This is a genomic window from Algicella marina, from assembly GCF_009931615.1.
GTDB lineage: Bacteria > Pseudomonadota > Alphaproteobacteria > Rhodobacterales > Rhodobacteraceae > Algicella > Algicella marina.
On the sequence record NZ_CP046620.1, the window covers coordinates 2,657,203 to 2,675,376 of the forward strand.

Sequence of the window (18,174 nt, forward strand, 5' to 3'; positions counted from 1 at the left end):
AGGTTTTGGGTCAGGCCAGATCGAATGCCCTGCGGAAGCCGGCCCAGTTTGCCTGCTGCGCCTCCGCCGCCTTCAAAAAGTGCGTATAAAGGGCCGTGTCCCGCGTATTGATCGCTGCGATTTCTGCCCGCAGGTCGGCATCGTCCTCCACCCGGTTGTAGGCGTTGTCCCTCGTCTTGCGCACGCGGAACTCCGGCAACGCGTCCTTGCCGTGCAAGAGCATGATGGTGTTGATGGTATAGGCGTGGTGGGCCATGACACCGACGAAGGCATAGCGTTCCTCCGCCAGACGCAGACCCGCGGAGATATCTTCCTCACCATCGAGCATGAACATCCACATCTTGTTCATTTCCCCGACCGAATGGAGGTAATCGCGGATCGTCGGACACATTTCGCGGAAACGCTCGTGCGGTGGATGGTCAGGCGTGCACTGATAACGGTAATCGGAAATCACCCTGTCCACCGGATCGCGGAGTACAACGATTACCCGGCTGGCTGGAATTTCAGCCTGAATGCGGTCGATATGGTGGCGACGCAGGTGGCCGGAAATGCAGCGTGTTCGCGACGGATCGTAGCTGGCGAGGAAGTCCTCCACCGACAGGCTCATCAGTTGGTCGGTTCCCACTCCCTGACCGACGCGAGTGTAATCGATGTGAATGCCGCGCATGGCACCGATATGGCATCGGATTTCATGGACGAGTGAACTTCCCGCCGTCTTGGGAATATGCTGAAAAATCGTCAGAACGTCCTGCCGCTGCCCGGCCCGCACATACGGCGCGTAGCCGGCTTCGCCCAGAAGCTTCATATTGACCGTGCCGGTCGGCATTGTGCGTGTTTCCGACTCTGCCACGATCGCCTGCAATCGCCGGCAATAGGCGCTGACCGGGAATGGCTGTGGCATCTCGTCCTTCAGGCGCCGGAGTGTTTCCGCGTTGCCGTGCAGTTTCCGCAGCACCTCCGCAAGTGCCGCGCTGTCGCCGGTGGGGAAGCGCAGGTCCGGAGACTGGCTCTTTTCCAGCATGCCACCAATATCGGAAGAAATAACCGGTGTGCCGGCAGCGCGTGCCTCCTGAAAGATAACGGGTGAATTTTCCCACCATGTCGAGGGCAGCACGATCCAGCCGTAGCGCTGCATGAGGGACATTGCCGTGTCCGGGGCATAAGCGCCGTGAAAGATCACGGACTGCGGTGGTGTGATCTCCGGCCACAATGCCGTGAACTGAGCCCGGGTCGCGCCATAGACATCGACGCTGAAGGCAAGTTCCGGTGCAGTTCGCTCCAGCATTGCTGCCGCCCGCACCAGCACATCCAGCCCCTTGGTGGGCGCGCAGCGTCCGAAGAAGGCGAAACGGCGGGCCTTGCTGTCGAGGTGCGTATCACTTTCCACTGGTCGCGGCCCGGACTGCTCCAGCCCGTTTTCCAGGACCCGGATCCGGCCCTTGGGCACACCCCAGCCCTCGAATCGCGTCCGCAGGAACGCGCTGGGCGAAATAAGCACATCGAACAGGTCCAGCAGGTGCAGCAGGCGCGAGCGGCGGATCTTGAAGTGCAGTGGCGACTTTTGCGGGAAACAGCGATAGCAGGCCGCCGGGCTTGCCTCGTGGCACAACTCGTTGGTGCCCATCTTTACCATCTGGCCGTCGTGGGCACAGATCGCCACCAATTCGTGCAACGTACAGATAAACCGGGCCTGCGGCAGCATCTTGCGTAGCCGGCGGATGGTGCCCGCCCCGATCCGCCAGAAGTGGTGGAAGTGATAGACGTCGCCCTGCTGCTCGGCGAGGTATTCCAGCAGCCAATCCTCTTCCGAGAGGTCGGCATGTTCCATCCTGTCCGCGTCCATGCCCCTGCTGCGCAGGCAGAAATCACCCTCGCCGATCTGCACCACCCGGCCGAAGCGACCGAAGAACGGATCGTCCGCCTCCGGCGCTTCCTGAAACCCGATGAACCGCGCGTCGGCACCATCGGCCCTCATTTGCCGGAACTGCCGGTAGGCGGCAACCTCGCCGCCCCCGAGTGAACTGGTCGGATGGGCGTGGGAGATGATCACCGTCCGCATCAGTGCCGCTCCATCGCCGCGCCGAGCAGTTCAAGATCACGGGCAAAGAGGCGCGTGTTCTCATGCCGCTCGGAGGCATCACCGGAGCGGCGCCCCCGCAGGAAATCCGGCACTGTCTCGACCCGATACCGCAAGCGCCCGGCCCTGCCCATGACGGCCATTGCTGCCAGCAACTGCCCCTCGAGGGTGGCGAAACTATCCGGTATCGCAGACTGCACTCTCCGCAGGGCTTCGACGCGAAAGGCCGCGATCATCGGCAATGCCCCGGCAAGCAGGAGAGGCAAGTCCGGCGTGGCCTCGCCGCGGGCGAGTTGACGGTGAAACAATGCGCCGGCTGCGGCCTCGTCATGGCCCAGCATCGCCACCGGAAACGCCGGATCGGCGCATTGGAGAAGTGCCGAACTGCGGGCGAAGACCAGCCGCTCCGCCCCCTCCATTTCCGTTGACGGCAGCCGGTACGACGGTTCCAGCATCTCCGCCCCGTCCAGTCCCCCCTCACGTAGTGCGCCGACAGCCGCCTGACGCAATGTGCCGCTGCCGCTGGCGCGCAAAACCTGGATGCGCGTCGGCGCGGGTGGCAGCATGTCCGCATAGACCCGCAGCACGTCGCGGATGTCTGCGTCGTCGCAATCGTGGTCCAGCAGCAAGAGCGTTCTCACAGCTCCGTCCGGTGGGGTGCCGGCAAGAACTTCCGGCGACACTTCTGGCAACGGCAGGGCCAGCCCTGCTTCCAACCGCGCGATCCGGGATTCGTCTTGCAACTGGTTGCGCAAGCGCACCATTTCGATGGCAAGTGATGTCCCGTCAGCGTGCTCCGCCATTCGGAACAAGCGCCGATAGCCGCCCTGAGCGGCGGCGAGCCCGACCACGACAACATCCTTCGCCGCGCCACCAAGCGCGAAGGTGCCACAGTAGCCGTCCTGCCCGGAAACCTCATAGCGTGGCCTGTAGGGCGCAAGGTCCTGTCGGCCAAGCGCCCTTGCCAGCGCCGTAACGGGCACGATGCCGGAAGCGCCCACCGCCACCAGCATCGGCAGAGCGGCACTGCCCGGCGCCGCGAGGTGCCAGCCGGTGACGATGCCACAGCCGTTCGTCGGATTGCCGCGGACCCGCTCCAGACAGAAAGCCGCCTCGGGAAACTCCAGTAACCGCCGTTCCTTCTGACGGACCCGTGCCAGCACCGCAGCGGCCAGCGCCGCCGGTGCCGGAGGCAGGTGCCGGACGGCTATAAGCATCAGGAAATGGTTGAGCGAGACATCCGCGGCCTTGTCCGCAAAGGCAAGCGCGTCTTCTGACAAGCGCGTATCCGAAATCTGCTGCGTCCGCCCGGCCAGGCCGATCCGGAATTCGCCGGCCGCCTCCGCATCGGTCTCGAACACGGCGACGAAACCTTGCCGTGGCGGCGACAATGCCACGCGGCGATGCCATTCCAGCAAGGTAGGGCGCAGTTCCGCGCGCCCCGACTGCAAAGTGATCCCTTCAAAGCCATCAGGCACGCCGGCACCGAATACGCAGAGGTGCCGGCTGCCCACCCGAAAGACGAATTCGATTATCACGCCCTCGTCGCGTGGCGGTGATTTCGGTCGGGCGCGGAAGGGAAACTTCAGGCGGAGCATGGTGCCGCCGAGTGTTGCCTTGCGGCCCATTGGCTCACAAGCAATTTCTGCGAGGCGCAGTTCTGCATCATGCATTTTCCTCTGCGGGAGAGTGTTGAGGCAGTACTCTCGGCAGCAAGACCTGACAGCCAATCACCGACAGCGCCAGGGCAATGGCCAGCGATCCCTCCAGACAGACAGCGGCTGCGGCGACCGCGGCCAGCAACCAGCGTTGGGCACGGACCCGGGACGTCACGGCGTGGATGAATACGTAGATCGTCAGGAAGGAGACAGCGATTTCGCTCCAGCTTCCCACCAGAAGTATGCCCGGCTGCAGGGCTATCAGGAACGGCATGGCGAACAGCACCCAGCCGAAGCGCATCGCGGCCAGCGAGGTGCGGTTGAAATCCGATCCGGCGAGGGCACTTGCCGCCAGCGATGCGAAGGCGACGGGCGGGGTGATCATTGACAAGATACCACAATAGAGCACGAAGAAATGCGCCGCCATCGGGGGCAAGCCGCCGGCGATCAGCCCCGGCGCCAGCAAGGTCGCCGCGACAATGTAGACACCGACAGTTGCCACTCCCATCCCCAGCACGAAGGCAGATACCGCCGTCAGCGCCAGTGCCAGCACGAGGTTGCTGCCCGCAATCTTGCCCACCCATACCGCCCCCGCGATCGCAAGCCCGGTGGAATAGAGAACGCCAAGCAGCAGACCGACCGTGGCGGCCACGACCACCAGCGTCATCCCGCTCTGAATCAGGGCTGGCAGCCGCATCTGCAGGCCGCGCACAGTTTCCCGCCAGCCATTGACGACCAGTGAAACCGCCAGACAGGCCCCGGCCCCCGCAATGGCGGCGCGGGAAACGAACTCGCTGGAGTGCAACAGGTACAACAGGATCACCGCGGGTGGCAGCAGGTAGAGCAGCCAGATCGGGCGGTACGCCTCTGCCGTCAGGTCCCCCTGTTCTTCGGCGGCGGCGGAGAGCGGCACAAGGTCCGCCTGCCGGAAGAAGGCAAAATAGCAGGCCACCGCTGGCCCGATCGAGGCCAGTACCACCGTTCCGTAGGACACCGAAACGAGATCAGCGAGGAAGAAGGCAGCCGCGCCGAGCACCGGCGGCATGATCTGCCCGCACGTCGAAGCCGCCGCCTCAATGCCCGCGGCTGTGTCGTTGCGCACCCCGATGCGCCGCATGCTCGGCAGCGAAAACGTGCCGGATGTCATCACGTTGGACATCGCCGCGCCGCTGATGGTGCCGAGCAGGCCGGAGGCGAGGACGCAGGCCTTGATCGCACTAGCCCGGCTGCGACCGGCCAGACGCAGGGCCACATTCGAGACAACCCTGCCGCCACCGGCAAGGTCGAAGAAAACACCGAAGATCACGAAGACGAGTACGACATTGACGATGATATCCACGGCCCGCCCGAACAGACCGTCCGAACCGTAGGCGAGATAGGTAATGTAGCTGGTCAGATGGGTCTGCGGCACACCTGTCCAACCCTGTGCGAACTGGCCAAGAAACCCCAGCACGAGAAACCCCGCGACGATCAGCGTAAGCACCTGTCCCGCCGCCGAGAAGGCGGACATCAGCACAAGGAGGATGGTGACGCTGCCGAAGCCGATCACTGCCGGAGTGGGGGTGAGGAACACGGCGTCGGTGCTGCCAAAATAGGGGACCATGAACGCGCCCGACGCCAGCGCGGCAGCCGCGAGCAGCAGCGGCACTGTCAGCGTCGGGCCGCGGGATCCGCGCAGGCACCAAAAGGCGATCAACCCCGCGTGCAGTTCCAGCGCCAGGAATTGTTCCAGCGAAAGCGCACGTGCGAATACGTTGGTAGGATCCAGTTCCCGCGCAACCGGGCCGAGCAGAACCACGGCACCGGCCAGCAGGAAAACAAGGTATGACGCCTGCCGCGCGGCGTGCATCAGCCGCCGTGACTGGCGTAGAAAGCTTCAGCCGCGGGGTGGAACGGCACGCCCACGTCCTCGCCCATCACAGCCGGGTCGAAATCCCTGAAGTCCGGCGAAATTCCGATCAACTGATCCTTGCCGTCGTACAGGCTGGTGAGCAGTTCGGTGACTGCTGCGTCGGAAGTGTCCTTGTGGGCGAAGACCCAGTAATCGTATTCCAGCACCGTCAACGGCTCCTTCACGCCTGCCAGACCTTCGGCCGGTTCGACGACAGCCAACCGGCTTGACGGGAACAATTCCTTCAAACGTTCCTCCACCCCCGGTCCGTCGGGCAGCGAAATGCCGCGGTAGTTGTCCATCAACTGTTCGTAGCGCGCCGCCGAACCGGAGCCGACAACCATGCCGCCGACATCCAGGTTGCCGCGGATGAATTCCTTACCCAGTGCTGCCCAGTCCGAGACCTGCACCTGTTCGACATCCGCATAGGACAGCCCCGCCGTGCCCAGCAGGGCATCGTAGAGGCGCTCTCCGAAAGCCGTGGAGTCAAAGCCGGCCGGAAAGCGTTTCCCCTTCATGTCGGCAATCTCGTCGATGTCAGTGTCTCCGGCGACGCTCAGCGTTACCTGAAAGGGGATCAGCCGCGCCACTGCGCGGAGGTTTTCCAATGGCCGGCCCTCATAGAATTCCAGCCCAAGGTATGCTTCGCGCAGGATGATGGCATTGTGCAGACCGAAATCGACTTCGCCCTTGTCCACGAAAACTGCCCCTTGCCCGGACGACTTGAACGGCTTCGGCCGAAGGTCCATGCCCGCTATCTCGTCCGCTGTTTTGGTCAGCGCCAACGATATGTAGAACAGGGGGGTTCCTTCCGCCGTCGTTGCGATGGTCGCGGTTTCGGCGCCTGCCGGTCTGACGGCCAGTGCCAGCATGAAAAGACACGAAAGAGCGGTAATACGCATTGGCGAAAATCCCTGATACAAGTTGACCCTTGATGTTGGTAACACTGTTTCAGGTACCGTCAAACAGGAGTGGGGAGCGCAATGGTGAATCTGGCTGAAGAGATCCTTCGCAACGCAGATACCCGCCCCGAACACATCGCCATGTGGTCCGGCGGCAACAGTCTCAGCTACCGCGAGCTTCGTGAAGAGGTGTTTCGTACACGCGCCGTGCTAACCGGACTCGGCGCGGGCGAGGGTAGCGTGCTCGGCTTCGGGATGCGCGACACGCGACAGGTCACCATTGCCATGCTGGCGGCCTGGCATATGGGGGCCACCTGCAACCTGCTGGATTTCCGCCTGAAGGACGAGGACCTGCAAGCCGCCGTCAAGATGTTCAAACACACGCTCATTGTCACCGACAGGCCGGCGAACCTGCCCGATGGCATCGGCATGATCGCGCAGGACTGGACGGCGCGCCTTGCGGCATCCGCGCCCACGCCTGCGCCTGCAGCCAACCCGCGCGCACCGGCGATGGCCGCCGTCACGTCCGGCACCACTGGTACGCCCGCCGGATTCGAAACGACGCATGAGGCGCTGTTCGCCCGCTCCAACTCCTGGGAGGGCAGCCGGATTTCAGAGGCCTACGAACATTACCTCTGCATGTCGCCCATCGCCTTCGGCGCGACGTTCGGCTGGATTACCAACGTGTTGCGGGCCGGAGGCACCATAACCTGTTTCCCGCCGGTCGCGCGCCCCTCAGATGTCTTCGACGTTGTGGCACGGCAGGGTATCACCGGCACGATGATGGTGCCCACGGTGCTGCGCGACCTGATTGCCCATGCCCGCCAAACCGGGCGTCGCCTGCGGAACGAGCGCGGGCCAATCTGGCTCGTCACCACCGGAGCCGCGATAACGGAGCAGGAATTGCGCGACGTTCATGACCTTTTGTCGCCGCGCATCATCCAGATATACGCGGCCAGCCCTGTCGGGCCGATCTGCACGATGTTCACCGAGGAAATGGATGAGCGGATGAAAACGGTCGGCACGCCCGCACGGGGCGTCATCGTCGAAATCGTCGACGAAAACGGCCGGGCGCAACCCCAAGGCACCATCGGGCGCATCCGCGTCCTCACCCCCGGCCGCGCCACCAACATGCGTGGGAGGGACGGCAATTCCGGTGGCGACCATTTCGATGGTGACTGGTATTATCCCGGTGATCTCGGCGTCTTCGATGGGAGCGGTTATCTGACCCTCGCCGGTCGCGCGACAGAGGTAATCATCCGCGGTGGCGTCAACGTCTATCCGCAGGAAATCGAAGCCACCGTCCTGACCTTCGCGGGAGTGCGGGAAGCCGCCGCCGTCGGTTTCCCGGATAAACGCGCAGGCGAAGAGATTGCCGTTTTCGCCGTCACCGAAGACGGCATTACCGCCGAGAGCCTGCTGGCGCAGTGCCGCACCGCGTTCCCGGCGGACAAGCGCCCCAGCCGGGCCGTGATCGTTTCCTCGATGCCGCTGAACGCCAACGGCAAGATCGTACGCGGCAGGTTGCGCCGTCAGTTGATGGAGGCCCGTGCCGACGCGAAGTGAGCGGGAACCAGTGCCCCGGCAATGCCATCGGCCACTCCACCCACATACCGCTCGGTGAAAAACTGGCCGTGAGAACCGGCGATGGTGCGAGCGTCGGATGCCGGAAACAACTCCTGCAATTTCTGAAGGCTTGGCACCGTTTGCTGCAACTCGGCCACGAAACTGTCCTCACCGGTCAGGAAAGTGGTCGGCCCTGTGTATCCACCGAACTCGAAAAACCATTCCATCATGATCAGCCGCTCCGGCGGCTGATCGATCTGCTGCAATCGCCGTGCCAGCGCCAGCGCGATGATCGCACCCTGACAGTTGCCACCGAGGTAGAAATCGCGCCCCCGCGCCAGCCCCAGCAGTTCCCACAGGTATCGATTGGCAATCTCTTCCAGCGAATCCTGGCCATAGTGCTCGATGATCCCGACGGCAGAGCGCATGGCATAGAACGGCTGATCCGGCCCCAGCCTTTCGGCGAGGACTCGGAAGGACTGCTCTGACTGCAGCACCCAGAAAAGCGGCGGGCGCGAACCGTCGGTGTTGGACCCGCGCAGCACCGAGTCCGGAAACGCCTTCTCTCCCCGCCAGACGGCGGTGAATTCGCCAATCTTGCGCACATGGCCGCCGCCATCACTTTGCGCCGGTTCCAGCACCGGTGCACGGTTGGCCGCATCTTGAAGGCTGCGGCAAAGGCCCGCGATGGTCGGGTCGTTGAAGAAAACCTCGATATCGACGCTCTGTCGGAACAGGTTTTCCACCTCCGTCAACATCGTCGTCAGGTTCAGCGAGTCCCCGCCCAGCGCAAAGAAATCATCCTGCGCCTTCGGTGGGGCCTCCGTCAGCAGGACACTCTGCCAGATCACCGCCACCTGCGCCTGTAGTTCGGCCAGCGAGAGCATGTCCGCCCCGTCGACTGTCATTCTCGGTTCTGCAGAAGCCACCAGCGTACCGTTGACGATCATCCGCCGCAGCTGGTCCCGCCGCACCGCGAGCCCCGGGGTCAGCGGGAAGATGTTGGCTCGGCAGTGATAGACCTCCGGCTGCACACCCGTCAGCGCCACGATTTGCGAGAAGATCTCGCCGGCGATCGCCGCCACCGCCTCGCGCGTGTTCTCCACCGAGGAGAAACAAACCGCCAGCGCCGGCATCTCCTTGCTCTCGCGCTTCACCGTCAACACCGCCAGCATTTCCTGCCGCAGACCGTCAATGCTCCGCAGCCGCCGCTCCAGATCAGCGAACTGCACCACCTTGCGCGGCACAACGATCTGCGCATTGCGGCGGGACGTCAGCGTCAGTCCCGCCTCGTTCAGGAATCCGAGGTCGCCGGTGTCCGTCCAGCCGGTCGGATGGCTCACCGGTGTTTCGCTGCCATTGCGTTCGATGTAGGCGGAGGCGATGCCCGCGGTGCGCAGCATCTGCACCTGGCCGATCTCGTTGGAGGCAAGTGGCTGGAAGGCGTTATCGACGATTCTCACCTGGCCGCCAGTGGGTGGATGGCCGACACAGAGGTACGCACCCTGCGCCAGAGCCCCCGGAAACGCGGCGGCGGGTAGAGGGTCTGTCGCCGCTACCAGTCCGCTCTCGGCGGTCCGGTATTCCAGTTTTACTGCCAGATGGAGCGCCCCGGCAGCCAAAAGACGTTTCGCGAGGCTGCGTACATCCTCCATCGGCACCCTCGCACCGCCCACAGCCAACAGACGAAGTGACGGCAGGCGCACATCGTCGGGAAACTCGCGCAGAAGGCGCGCAATCAGCCCCGGGGTGATGCAGAGTTCCGTTGCCAAATGTGCCGCGGCCGTCCGCAGCAGCATGGCTGGATCAGCGGCGGCGAGTCCGGCGTTGAGAATCAATCTGGCCGGCCCGCCCGGCGCGATCCGCTCGACGCCCGTCGCAGTGTCGAAGCCCTCGCATTCCAGCCGCACACCACCGGACGCAGGAACGCGCGCGAGCAGACCTCCGGCCGGCATTTCCACCATTCTCGGGTTGCGCGTCGTTCCTGCCGTCTCGAAGCGCAGCTTGCCCCCCCCGCCGAAGCCGGTGTGTTGTGGGTCCGCTCCGTTCCCGGGTAGTGCCACGACCTCCACCCGCGCGAAGGCGGCCAGATCCTCGGTCTGGAACTGGGCCAGCAAGCGCTCGGTCGTCACAAGCACCGGTTTCGTGGCCCGGCCACCAAAAGAGAGGCAGCGGCGCCGGATTTCCTTCCAGTCTCCACGCTCCGCGCAGTGCTGCCATGGCACCACTGTCAGATCCAGAGTCAGCCCCGCGCGCGCGAATGCCAACCCCTCGCAGGAAGTCTCAAAACAGGCCACCAGTTCGGCATCACCGATCTCCAGCGCCCGCAGTTTCGCTTCAGCCGCCGCCATCTGGCGCAACGCCTGCGCCGCATCAAGTCGCCGCACGCCCGCGTCCACTGTCACTTCCGTCAGCGCGGCAAACTCCGCCGTTTCTGCAATGCGTTCCATCCAGTTCCCTGCCCGGCCTGCCGCAACACTCCAGCGGGGCCTTCGCGAAGCCTAAAGCCAATCGAGCCGCGAAGGGAACAGGCTTTGACCTACCGGTCGGAGAGCGTCCGCGTGTTCCGCTTCGCCAGTTGCTCTATCGCCACGGCAAGGTGCTCGTCGGCAATTGCGTCGTCACCGGCCTCCACCCGGATCAGGTGCGCCTCGAACAGCACATCTGAGTGCGTCCAACCCTGCGGTGGCTCGAAACGGTAGGAGGCCAGTTCGATGAGCAGGCCCAGCGGATCCTTGAAATATATGGAGTTCATGAAGCCCCTGTCCTTCTCGCCGGAGTGGCTGATCCCCCGTGCGTCCAACCGCTCCACCAACTGGCTGTACATCGACTGGCTGACGGCAAAGGCGATGTGATGCACGCAGCCCACATCCGTCGATGTCCGCGATGCATCAACCTTCCGGTCCTCGCTGGTGAAAATCGTGATCAGGCGCCCGTCACCGGGGTCGAAGTAGAGATGCCCCTGTTTCGGATCGTCGAGGTTGGGCTGTTCGAAGATGAAGGGCATGCCCAGCACACCCTCCCAGAAGTCGATCGAGGTCTGCCGGTCGGCACCCATGATCGTGATGTGGTGAACGCCCTGAGATTGAAGTTTGTGCATATTTCCTCTCCGCTTTTCTTGGTTGGCCCAGAGAATAGCTGAAACCCGGTCCCGGGCGAGGAAACAGTTCGTTCGCGGTCGGACGCGCGGGTGGAAGGCCCGCGCATCCCTGCGAAGTCATTTCACAAGTTCTGTCCAGATCGCCGTGTAGAGCTCCGTTGCCGACGGCGGGCATGTCGGCAGGAATTTACCGGCGGAAACGAATTCATCGGGCACCACGATTTCCGGCGCCGTCTTCATTTCCTCGGGCATGAATTCCTCCGCACCCTCGATTCCGTTCGCATAGCGGGCAAAGGCGGAGATCATCGCCGCGTTTTCCGGTTCCATGATGAAATCGAGGAACTGGTAGGCCTCGTCCACATTCGCCGCATCCGCCGTCAGGCCGACCGAATCCATCCAGAGCGGATAGCCCTCCTTCGGGTAGCCGTAGACGACGTCGGGGTTGTTCAGACGCGCCCGCATGGTGGAGCCGTTCCAGTTCACCGTCGCCACCAGATCATTGGAGGAGAGCTTGTCCGTCGTACCATAGTCCATCGATATCCAAGACGGTTTCGCCGCCATAAGTTTATCGCGGACCTGCCGCAGCACATCGAGATCCTCGGTGCAGGCTTCGCCGCCGACGTTGAACACCGTCAGCGCGATCACATCGTTCATCTCCGGCACGACGTTGACCTTGCCAACCAGTTCTTCCGGCGGGTTGAGGAAGATCTCCGATGTATTGGGATCGCCGTCATAAACGGAAGTGTTCACAGCAACGCCGGTCGTACCCCATTGCCAGGGAATCGTGAACTTCCGGCCCGGATCCCACGCCACGTCCATCCACTCGTCGGCAATATTGCCGATGTTTTCCAGCCGGGAGTGATCGAGTTCCTGCAACAGCCCCTTGTCGAGATAAATCGGCACGTAATTGGCCGACGGCACCACAAGGTCGAAACCGGAACCGCCGGCCTCGATCTTCGCCAATGCCGTGGTGTTGCTGTCGTAGTCGGTAATGGTGACGGAAATTCCCGTTTCCTCGGTGAATTTCTCGATCATTTCGGGGCTGGTGTAGTTACCCCAGTTGTAGAGGTTCAGTTGCCCCTGCGCCTGAGCGGCAACAGCCCCGCCCAGAAGCGCGGTGGCAGCAATCAGATAGGTCTTCATCGGTTTCTCCTTGTTGGTCAGTCGCGGGTTCCGTCCCGCTTTCTCGTGATCAGAAAGAAAAGGGTCAGTATCACCACCGTAAGGGCCAGTAGCGCGGTGGAGATCGCGTTCACTTCCGGCGTCAGCGCGCGGCGCAACTGCCCCAACATGTAGGTCGGCAGCGTATCCTGACCTGCCGATTTTACAAACTCGGTGATGATGACGTCGTCGAGCGAGATCACGAAGGCCAGCATCGCCCCGGCGATTACACCGGGCGTCAGCAACGGCAGGGTCACGTAGCGGAAAGTCTGCCATGGCGTGGCGTAAAGGTCCGCCGCCGCCACTTCCATGGCATCGTCCATCCCCTCCAGCCGCGCCTTTATCGGCAGGTAGGCAAAGGGCACACAGAAGGCAGAATGCGCGAGCACAAGGTAGCCGAGGCCACTGTAGCCGGTGGCGATCTTGATGGAGGAGAAGAAGATCAGCAGCGCCACCGCCGTCACTATCTCCGGCACCATCAGCGGCTGGTTGATCAGCACATAGATCAGCGTCTGGCCCTTGAACCTGCCCCGCCGCGTGGTGCCCAGCGCCGCCATAGTCGCCACCGTCGTCGCGATTACCGATGCCCAGACGGCAATGACCAGCGAGCGCACGGCGGCGCCCTGAACCGCCTCGTTCTCCGCGGCGATTGCGTACCACTTCAGTGAGAACCCGCCCCACTGGTTGACGGAATTGCCGCCGTTGAAAGAATAGATCACCAGCGTCACGATCGGCGCGTAGAGAAGCAGGAACGCGACCACTGCCACGGTCGTGAACCCGGGCAGCCGGGTGACATCGAATGCCCGCCTAGACATGGGGATCGTCCTTGGAGGAGACGCGGGTGTAGACGAGGAGCGCCAGCAGAACCACGATCAGCAGCACCATCGACAGCGCCGACCCCAGCGGCCAGTTCTGACCTTGTCCGAATTGCAACTCGATGAAATTGCCGATCATCATGTTCTTGCCGCCACCCAGCACCCGTGGCGTCACATATGCACCCAGGCTCGGCACGAAAACGAGAATGCACCCGGCCACAATGCCCGGCCGGATAATCGGCAAAATAATGCGGCGAAGTATCTGCCAGCGCGAAGCATACAGATCGTATCCCGCCTCGATCAGCCGAAAGTCGAACCGGTCGATGGCGGCAAACAGTGGCAGCACCATCAGCGGCAGGTAAACATAGGCCATGCCGATCAGCACCGCTGCATCGGTATAGAGAATCTGGATCGGCTCCGAAATCAGGCCGAGATTGATTAGTGCGGTGTTCAGCAGGCCCTGGTTGCGGATCACCTCCATGATCGCAAAGGTTCGGATCAGCAGGTTTGTCCAGAATGGAATGGTGATCAGGAACAGCCAGAACGCCCGAACCTTCGCGGGCCGGGTGGCGATGAACCACGCGGTCGGCAACCCCAGTACGAAGGTGATGAACGTCGTTGCCAGCGAAAGGCGAGCAGATCGCCAGAAAATCGACAGGTTGGCATCCGCCAGGCTGACGGTGCCGTCGAATATGTCTCTCTTGAACAGCACGCCGAACCATGCGTCGCCGGACAGGATCCAACGCACGCCGGAATAGTCGCCTTTTTCAAGGAACGAATAGACCGCAACAATCAGCAGCGGCCCGCTAGCGGCGATCAGAAGCAACAGCAGCGCAGGAGCCGAAAGAAGCCAGCCGTCTGCCGCCTTGCTTCGCCTACCGGTCATTCCGCCAGCACCCTTACCCGCCCAGGCTCGAACCGGACACCGACAGCCGCACCCGGGACCTCGCCAATGTCGGCACCGGCCGCCACCCGCGCGATCACAACTGAGCCGTCGGCCAGCGTCAGCCGATGGTGCATGTCGGTGCCGAAATAGGTGCTGTCCACCAACGTTGCCGCCAGCGTGTCCGCTGTTCCCGGCGGAAGCACCGAAACATGCTCGGGCCGGATCGCCAGCGTCACCGCGCCGCGGGGGGTGTCATCCGCTACCGGAACGGACTCGCCTGTGGCCAGCCGCACGGCGCCGGCCACCGCCTCGCCCTCGAGGAAGTTGGTCTCGCCGATGAAATCCGCCACGAACCGGTTGGCCGGTTGTTCGTAAATTTCGCGCGGCCCGCCGACCTGCAGCAGCCTTCCCGCCGACATCACGCCGATGCGGTCGGACATCGTCAGAGCCTCTTCCTGATCGTGGGTCACGAAAATGAAGGTGATGCCGGTTTCCATCTGCAGCCGCTTCAGTTCCGTCTGCATCTCCTTGCGCAGTTTCAAGTCCAGCGCAGATAGCGGTTCATCCAGCAGCAGCACCTCCGGCTCCGGTGCCAGTGCCCGCGCCAGCGCGACCCGCTGCTGCTGGCCGCCTGACAGTTGCGCAGGCAACCTGTCAGCGAAGGCATCAAGCCGCACCAGTTTCAGCACCCTTTCAACACTGGCGGCAATCTCCGATTTCGGTTTGCCAAGCATTTTAAGCCCGAAGCCGATATTCTCGGAGACCTTCAAATGTGGAAACAGTGCGTAGGATTGAAAGACGGTATTCACCCGCCGCTTGTTGGGCGGGACATGGGTGATATCCACGCCGCTGAGATGGATGCTGCCGCTCGTCGGCGTTTCGAAACCTGCAACGCACCGCAGCAACGTCGTCTTACCGCAGCCCGAGGGCCCCAGCAGGGTGAAGAATTCGCCGTGCCGTACCGCTATGGAAACCTTGTCCAAGGCCCGGAACGCCTTTGCGCCCGATCCGAAGACCTTTACCGCATCCCGCGCTTCAACGGCTGTCTCTGATGTCAATGGCATGCTCTCCCCAAAGCCGACCCTGCGACAGCATCACGGATTTGGCAAGCAAAGGCACCGGTCCGTTTGTCCGGACCGATGCCTGGCGGGCGCTGTGCCCTGTTTCTGAACAAGTTGGTCAGGTCTTGCGAGAAGCCCGCGCCTCGCGGATTTCCCCGCGCAAACGCTCCGCATGGACAGCCAGAGCCTCATCGTCACTCTCCGGCTTTTCAGCTTCATCGTTCCAGTGTTCAACGGCATGGGATATGCGCGTCAATACATTGCCGATGGACAGATTTTCCTCTGCCTGCTCCGCCTCTATTTCCTTGCGGAGATCGGCGAATTCCCGGTTGAGCGCTTCTCGGTGTTCGTGCAGTGATTGCATAGTCTCGGCCATGATTTGCCCTCCTTTACCATTGAAACAATCAGTTGGTGCGACCGGTTCCATGGAACCACGCCATCGTGACTGCGTTCATCTCCCATGCGTGAACAAACGGACATCCCCTTGCATCAACCTACCGCTCCTTCAGACGAGCGTGCCCGACACATTGCCCGCCTCGACAAGCTGTCGCGCTTGCTGGACACGCAATTTCGCGTGCCCGGCACCCGTCTGCGGTTCGGGCTCGACTCCATTATTGGTCTTATTCCCGGTGTCGGCGACACACTTACACTTCTGCCTGCGGGTTATCTCGTACTGGAGGCCCGCCATATGGGCGTGCCCCGCACCACGATCGCCCGCATGATGGGCAACATCGCCGTAGATTATTTTGTCGGGATCATCCCGCTTGTCGGTGATATCTTCGACTTCGGTTTCAAGGCGAACCGTCGGAACATTGCGCTCCTGCAGCGCCACTTCGAACAAGCACCCTGACCTTTAGAAAATTCTGCAGCAAAAAAACCGGGGCGGTTTTCCCACCCCGGCTTTCGCGTCATCTCAACCGTCATGCCGCGCGTTCGTGCGCGCCCTCTTCGATTTCCTCGACGATCTTGTCGATAAATGCCGGCAGATCTTCGGGGGAGCGGCTGGTGATCAGCCCATTGTCGACGACAACCTCCTTGTCCTGCCACTTCGCCCCGGCATTGACCAAATCTGTCCGGATCGAATGGTAGGATGTTGCCTCTCGACCGGAAATCACTCCCGCTTCGATCAGCAACCACGGTGCGTGGCAGATCGCGGCCACCGTCTTGCCGGCATCGAAGAAAGCCTTGATGAGCGAAATGGCCTCGGGTTTGGTGCGCAGGATATCGGGGTTGATCTGGCCACCTGGCAGTACCAGCGCATGATAGTCACCGGCGCTTGCATCGGCCAACGCCAGATCGGCTCGTACCGTATCGCCCCAGTCCTTCTCGTTCCAGCCCACGATGTCCGTCCCCTCTGGCGTCGCCACCTGAACGTCGGCGCCAAGTTTCTTCAGATGGGTCAGCGGGACCTGCAACTCGGATTGTTCGAACCCGTCCGTTGCGAGAATCAGAATCTTTGCATTCGAAATGCTGGTCATGTTGTCCTCCTTTTTCCCGGGCGCTCGGCCCGTGTGGAGGTCAACGCCCGCCGCAGCCGGCAGTTCCGGATTCTCGCGAAATCGTGGGGTCAGTCAGAGCAGGAACCAGATAGCCCCGCCCAACGACGCCAGAATACCGATCACACCGCAGAGGATCACCAGCCCGTCGCGCGCCACCAGCCCGACAGCGAGCACGGCGACACCGGCACCGATGATCGAGGACGAGAACGGCACCAGTTCCAGCACCGGCATCATCGCGCCGGCCACGACGCACATTAGTTGTGGCACGATTGCCAAAGGCGGCTCCACCAGAGGGTGGAGGCGTTGACGAAGCACGGAATCGAGCCGCCGCGCTGGCCGTTTGAGCAACTGCAACGCTTGCTGCATCCGCTGTTGCGGAACTTCGCGCCGCATCAACCAGTCCGGCAGCCAGACATGATCCCTTTGCACGACCATTTGCATCGCGATCAGCAGGATGCAGATGCCGCAGACACTCGACAGGCCGGGAATGCCGCTCGCGGGCGTGATGACGATCAGGGCGGGCAGGGTCAGCAACGGAGCGAAAGATGCGTCGCCCAATTCCTGCACGATCCGGCGGATCGATACGCAGTTGCTGTCGGTAGCATCTTCGGCCCGTTCGAGGATTTCTCCGATCGAGTGCGGTTCGTCGTCGCCACGGCTGACTTCGGTGTCGCTCAACAGCTTGCCCTCCCCGTCACCAGTTTAAACGCGTCGGGGCGCGGCATGTTCCCCAGCGGCCGCCGAAGCCTTCTGGAAATCTCGCGTCAGCCCGCCGCCGCCTCCTCCCGCTTCATCTGCTGATGCTCGTCCTCCACAAGGCCGACCTTCCAGTACCCGGATATATACGCATCTTCTTTTGCCAGCCCGCGCTCGACCAGCAAGTAGCGCCGCAAATCTGCAATCATGCCGCTCTCGCCGGCGATACAGGTCTGGATGCGGCCTTCTGGCCAAGGCCAATCCAGAACCTTCCGCAGGATATCGCCTGTCGGCTGATCGGCATGCGGATTCACGATCCAATGCTGCTCCACGCCGTCGGGCGCGTCGATTTCCTGCCGGTCGGCGGGCGAGGTAATTTCAAACAGCGCCGTGCCGACGGCATCGCGCGGCATCGCCTCGAGTGTCGCCGCAGCCACCGGGAGGGCCGACATGTCGGCAACCACGAGATAACGGTCGGCATAGAAGCTCTCGACTTTTACCGGGCCGGGGCCCGCAAAGCCGCAGAAATCACCCGCATCCGCACGGCGCGCCCAGGCAGATGCGGGCCCCGCATCACCATGGTCGACGAAATCGATATCCATCTCACAGTCTATCGGGCGGATGAACCGCACCGTATAGGTTCGCACCACCGGCCGTGGCCCGTCAGCCAGTTGCGCGACGAAAGCCTCCTTTGTCTGACCGGGCTCGGGCAGAAAGATCTTGCAATTGGCCCCCTCGCAACCGGCTGCCATGGCCGCGATCTCGGGGGAGGTGAATGTCACGCGGATCATGCCCGGCGTCAGGCGGAGTACTTTCCGCACCGTGAACAGCCGCGGCGGTCTCTTTGCAGGTCTGGCCATGG

At 62.7% G+C, this 18,174-nt stretch carries 16 protein-coding genes; 2 read left to right on the top strand and 14 right to left on the bottom strand.

The window, feature by feature from the left end; genetic code table 11:
• Positions 1 to 10 precede the first annotated feature (10 nt).
• Genes GO499_RS13170 through GO499_RS13185 form a run of 4 tightly spaced genes read right to left on the bottom strand, consistent with a single transcriptional unit; the run spans position 11 to position 6,528 of the window.
• Positions 11 to 2,059: a glycosyltransferase gene (locus tag GO499_RS13170; protein ID WP_161862611.1), complete on the bottom strand. Its 2,049-nt coding sequence runs from the start codon at positions 2,057 to 2,059 to the stop codon at positions 11 to 13.
• A complete protein-coding gene (locus GO499_RS13175; RefSeq protein ID WP_161862612.1) occupies positions 2,059 to 3,750 on the bottom strand; it encodes a hypothetical protein in 1,692 nt (563 codons plus the stop codon). The genes GO499_RS13170 and GO499_RS13175 overlap by 1 nt, the downstream gene beginning before the upstream one ends.
• A complete protein-coding gene (locus tag GO499_RS13180) occupies positions 3,743 to 5,584 on the bottom strand; it encodes a TRAP transporter permease (protein ID WP_161862613.1) in 1,842 nt (613 codons plus the stop codon). Before GO499_RS13180 ends, GO499_RS13175 begins: the two co-directional genes overlap by 8 nt.
• On the bottom strand, positions 5,584 to 6,528 hold the full coding sequence (locus tag GO499_RS13185; RefSeq protein WP_161862614.1) for a TAXI family TRAP transporter solute-binding subunit: 945 nt from the start codon (positions 6,526 to 6,528) through the stop codon (positions 5,584 to 5,586). Before GO499_RS13185 ends, GO499_RS13180 begins: the two co-directional genes overlap by 1 nt.
• A gap of 81 nt (positions 6,529 to 6,609) precedes the next feature.
• On the opposite strand from GO499_RS13185, the gene GO499_RS13190 reads away from it, so the two are divergent.
• A complete protein-coding gene (locus GO499_RS13190; RefSeq protein WP_161862615.1) occupies positions 6,610 to 8,094 on the top strand; it encodes a class I adenylate-forming enzyme family protein in 1,485 nt (494 codons plus the stop codon).
• Here the strand turns inward: GO499_RS13190 and GO499_RS13195 are convergent.
• From GO499_RS13195 to GO499_RS13225, 7 genes are all read right to left on the bottom strand, one after another.
• Positions 8,061 to 10,544 (bottom strand): phosphopantetheine-binding protein, encoded by a 2,484-nt coding sequence (locus GO499_RS13195; RefSeq protein WP_161862616.1) that lies wholly within the window; start codon positions 10,542 to 10,544, stop codon positions 8,061 to 8,063. The genes GO499_RS13190 and GO499_RS13195 overlap by 34 nt on opposite strands.
• A gap of 89 nt (positions 10,545 to 10,633) precedes the next feature.
• Positions 10,634 to 11,194, bottom strand: coding sequence for a VOC family protein (locus GO499_RS13200; RefSeq protein WP_161862617.1), 561 nt, complete (start codon positions 11,192 to 11,194; stop codon positions 10,634 to 10,636).
• Between the two features lie 117 nt (positions 11,195 to 11,311).
• Positions 11,312 to 12,337: an extracellular solute-binding protein gene (locus GO499_RS13205; protein WP_161862618.1), complete on the bottom strand. Its 1,026-nt coding sequence runs from the start codon at positions 12,335 to 12,337 to the stop codon at positions 11,312 to 11,314.
• Between the two features lie 17 nt (positions 12,338 to 12,354).
• Complete coding sequence (locus GO499_RS13210; RefSeq protein ID WP_161862619.1) at positions 12,355 to 13,170, bottom strand: ABC transporter permease; 816 nt, start codon at positions 13,168 to 13,170, stop codon at positions 12,355 to 12,357.
• Positions 13,163 to 14,056 (bottom strand): ABC transporter permease, encoded by an 894-nt coding sequence (locus GO499_RS13215; protein WP_161862620.1) that lies wholly within the window; start codon positions 14,054 to 14,056, stop codon positions 13,163 to 13,165. Before GO499_RS13215 ends, GO499_RS13210 begins: the two co-directional genes overlap by 8 nt.
• Positions 14,053 to 15,114: an ABC transporter ATP-binding protein gene (locus tag GO499_RS13220; protein ID WP_348520778.1), complete on the bottom strand. Its 1,062-nt coding sequence runs from the start codon at positions 15,112 to 15,114 to the stop codon at positions 14,053 to 14,055. Before GO499_RS13220 ends, GO499_RS13215 begins: the two co-directional genes overlap by 4 nt.
• A 121-nt stretch (positions 15,115 to 15,235) precedes the next feature.
• Positions 15,236 to 15,493: a hypothetical protein gene (locus GO499_RS13225; RefSeq protein WP_161862622.1), complete on the bottom strand. Its 258-nt coding sequence runs from the start codon at positions 15,491 to 15,493 to the stop codon at positions 15,236 to 15,238.
• A 108-nt stretch (positions 15,494 to 15,601) separates the two neighbouring features.
• Here GO499_RS13225 and GO499_RS13230 point away from each other — a divergent pair, with 108 nt between their 5' ends.
• Positions 15,602 to 15,967 (top strand): DUF4112 domain-containing protein, encoded by a 366-nt coding sequence (locus tag GO499_RS13230; protein WP_284154736.1) that lies wholly within the window; start codon positions 15,602 to 15,604, stop codon positions 15,965 to 15,967.
• Positions 15,968 to 16,037: 70 nt separating this feature from the next.
• On the opposite strand, the gene GO499_RS13235 is transcribed toward GO499_RS13230, so the two are convergent.
• From GO499_RS13235 to GO499_RS13245, 3 genes are all read right to left on the bottom strand, one after another.
• Positions 16,038 to 16,595: a type 1 glutamine amidotransferase domain-containing protein gene (locus GO499_RS13235; protein WP_161862624.1), complete on the bottom strand. Its 558-nt coding sequence runs from the start codon at positions 16,593 to 16,595 to the stop codon at positions 16,038 to 16,040.
• A gap of 93 nt (positions 16,596 to 16,688) precedes the next feature.
• Positions 16,689 to 17,294, bottom strand: a complete 606-nt coding sequence (locus GO499_RS13240; RefSeq protein ID WP_284154737.1) for an exopolysaccharide biosynthesis protein — start codon at positions 17,292 to 17,294, stop codon at positions 16,689 to 16,691.
• 86 nt (positions 17,295 to 17,380) lie between these two features.
• Positions 17,381 to 18,172, bottom strand: a complete 792-nt coding sequence (locus tag GO499_RS13245) for a siderophore-interacting protein (protein WP_161862625.1) — start codon at positions 18,170 to 18,172, stop codon at positions 17,381 to 17,383.
• Between the last annotated feature and the right edge of the window lie 2 nt (positions 18,173 to 18,174).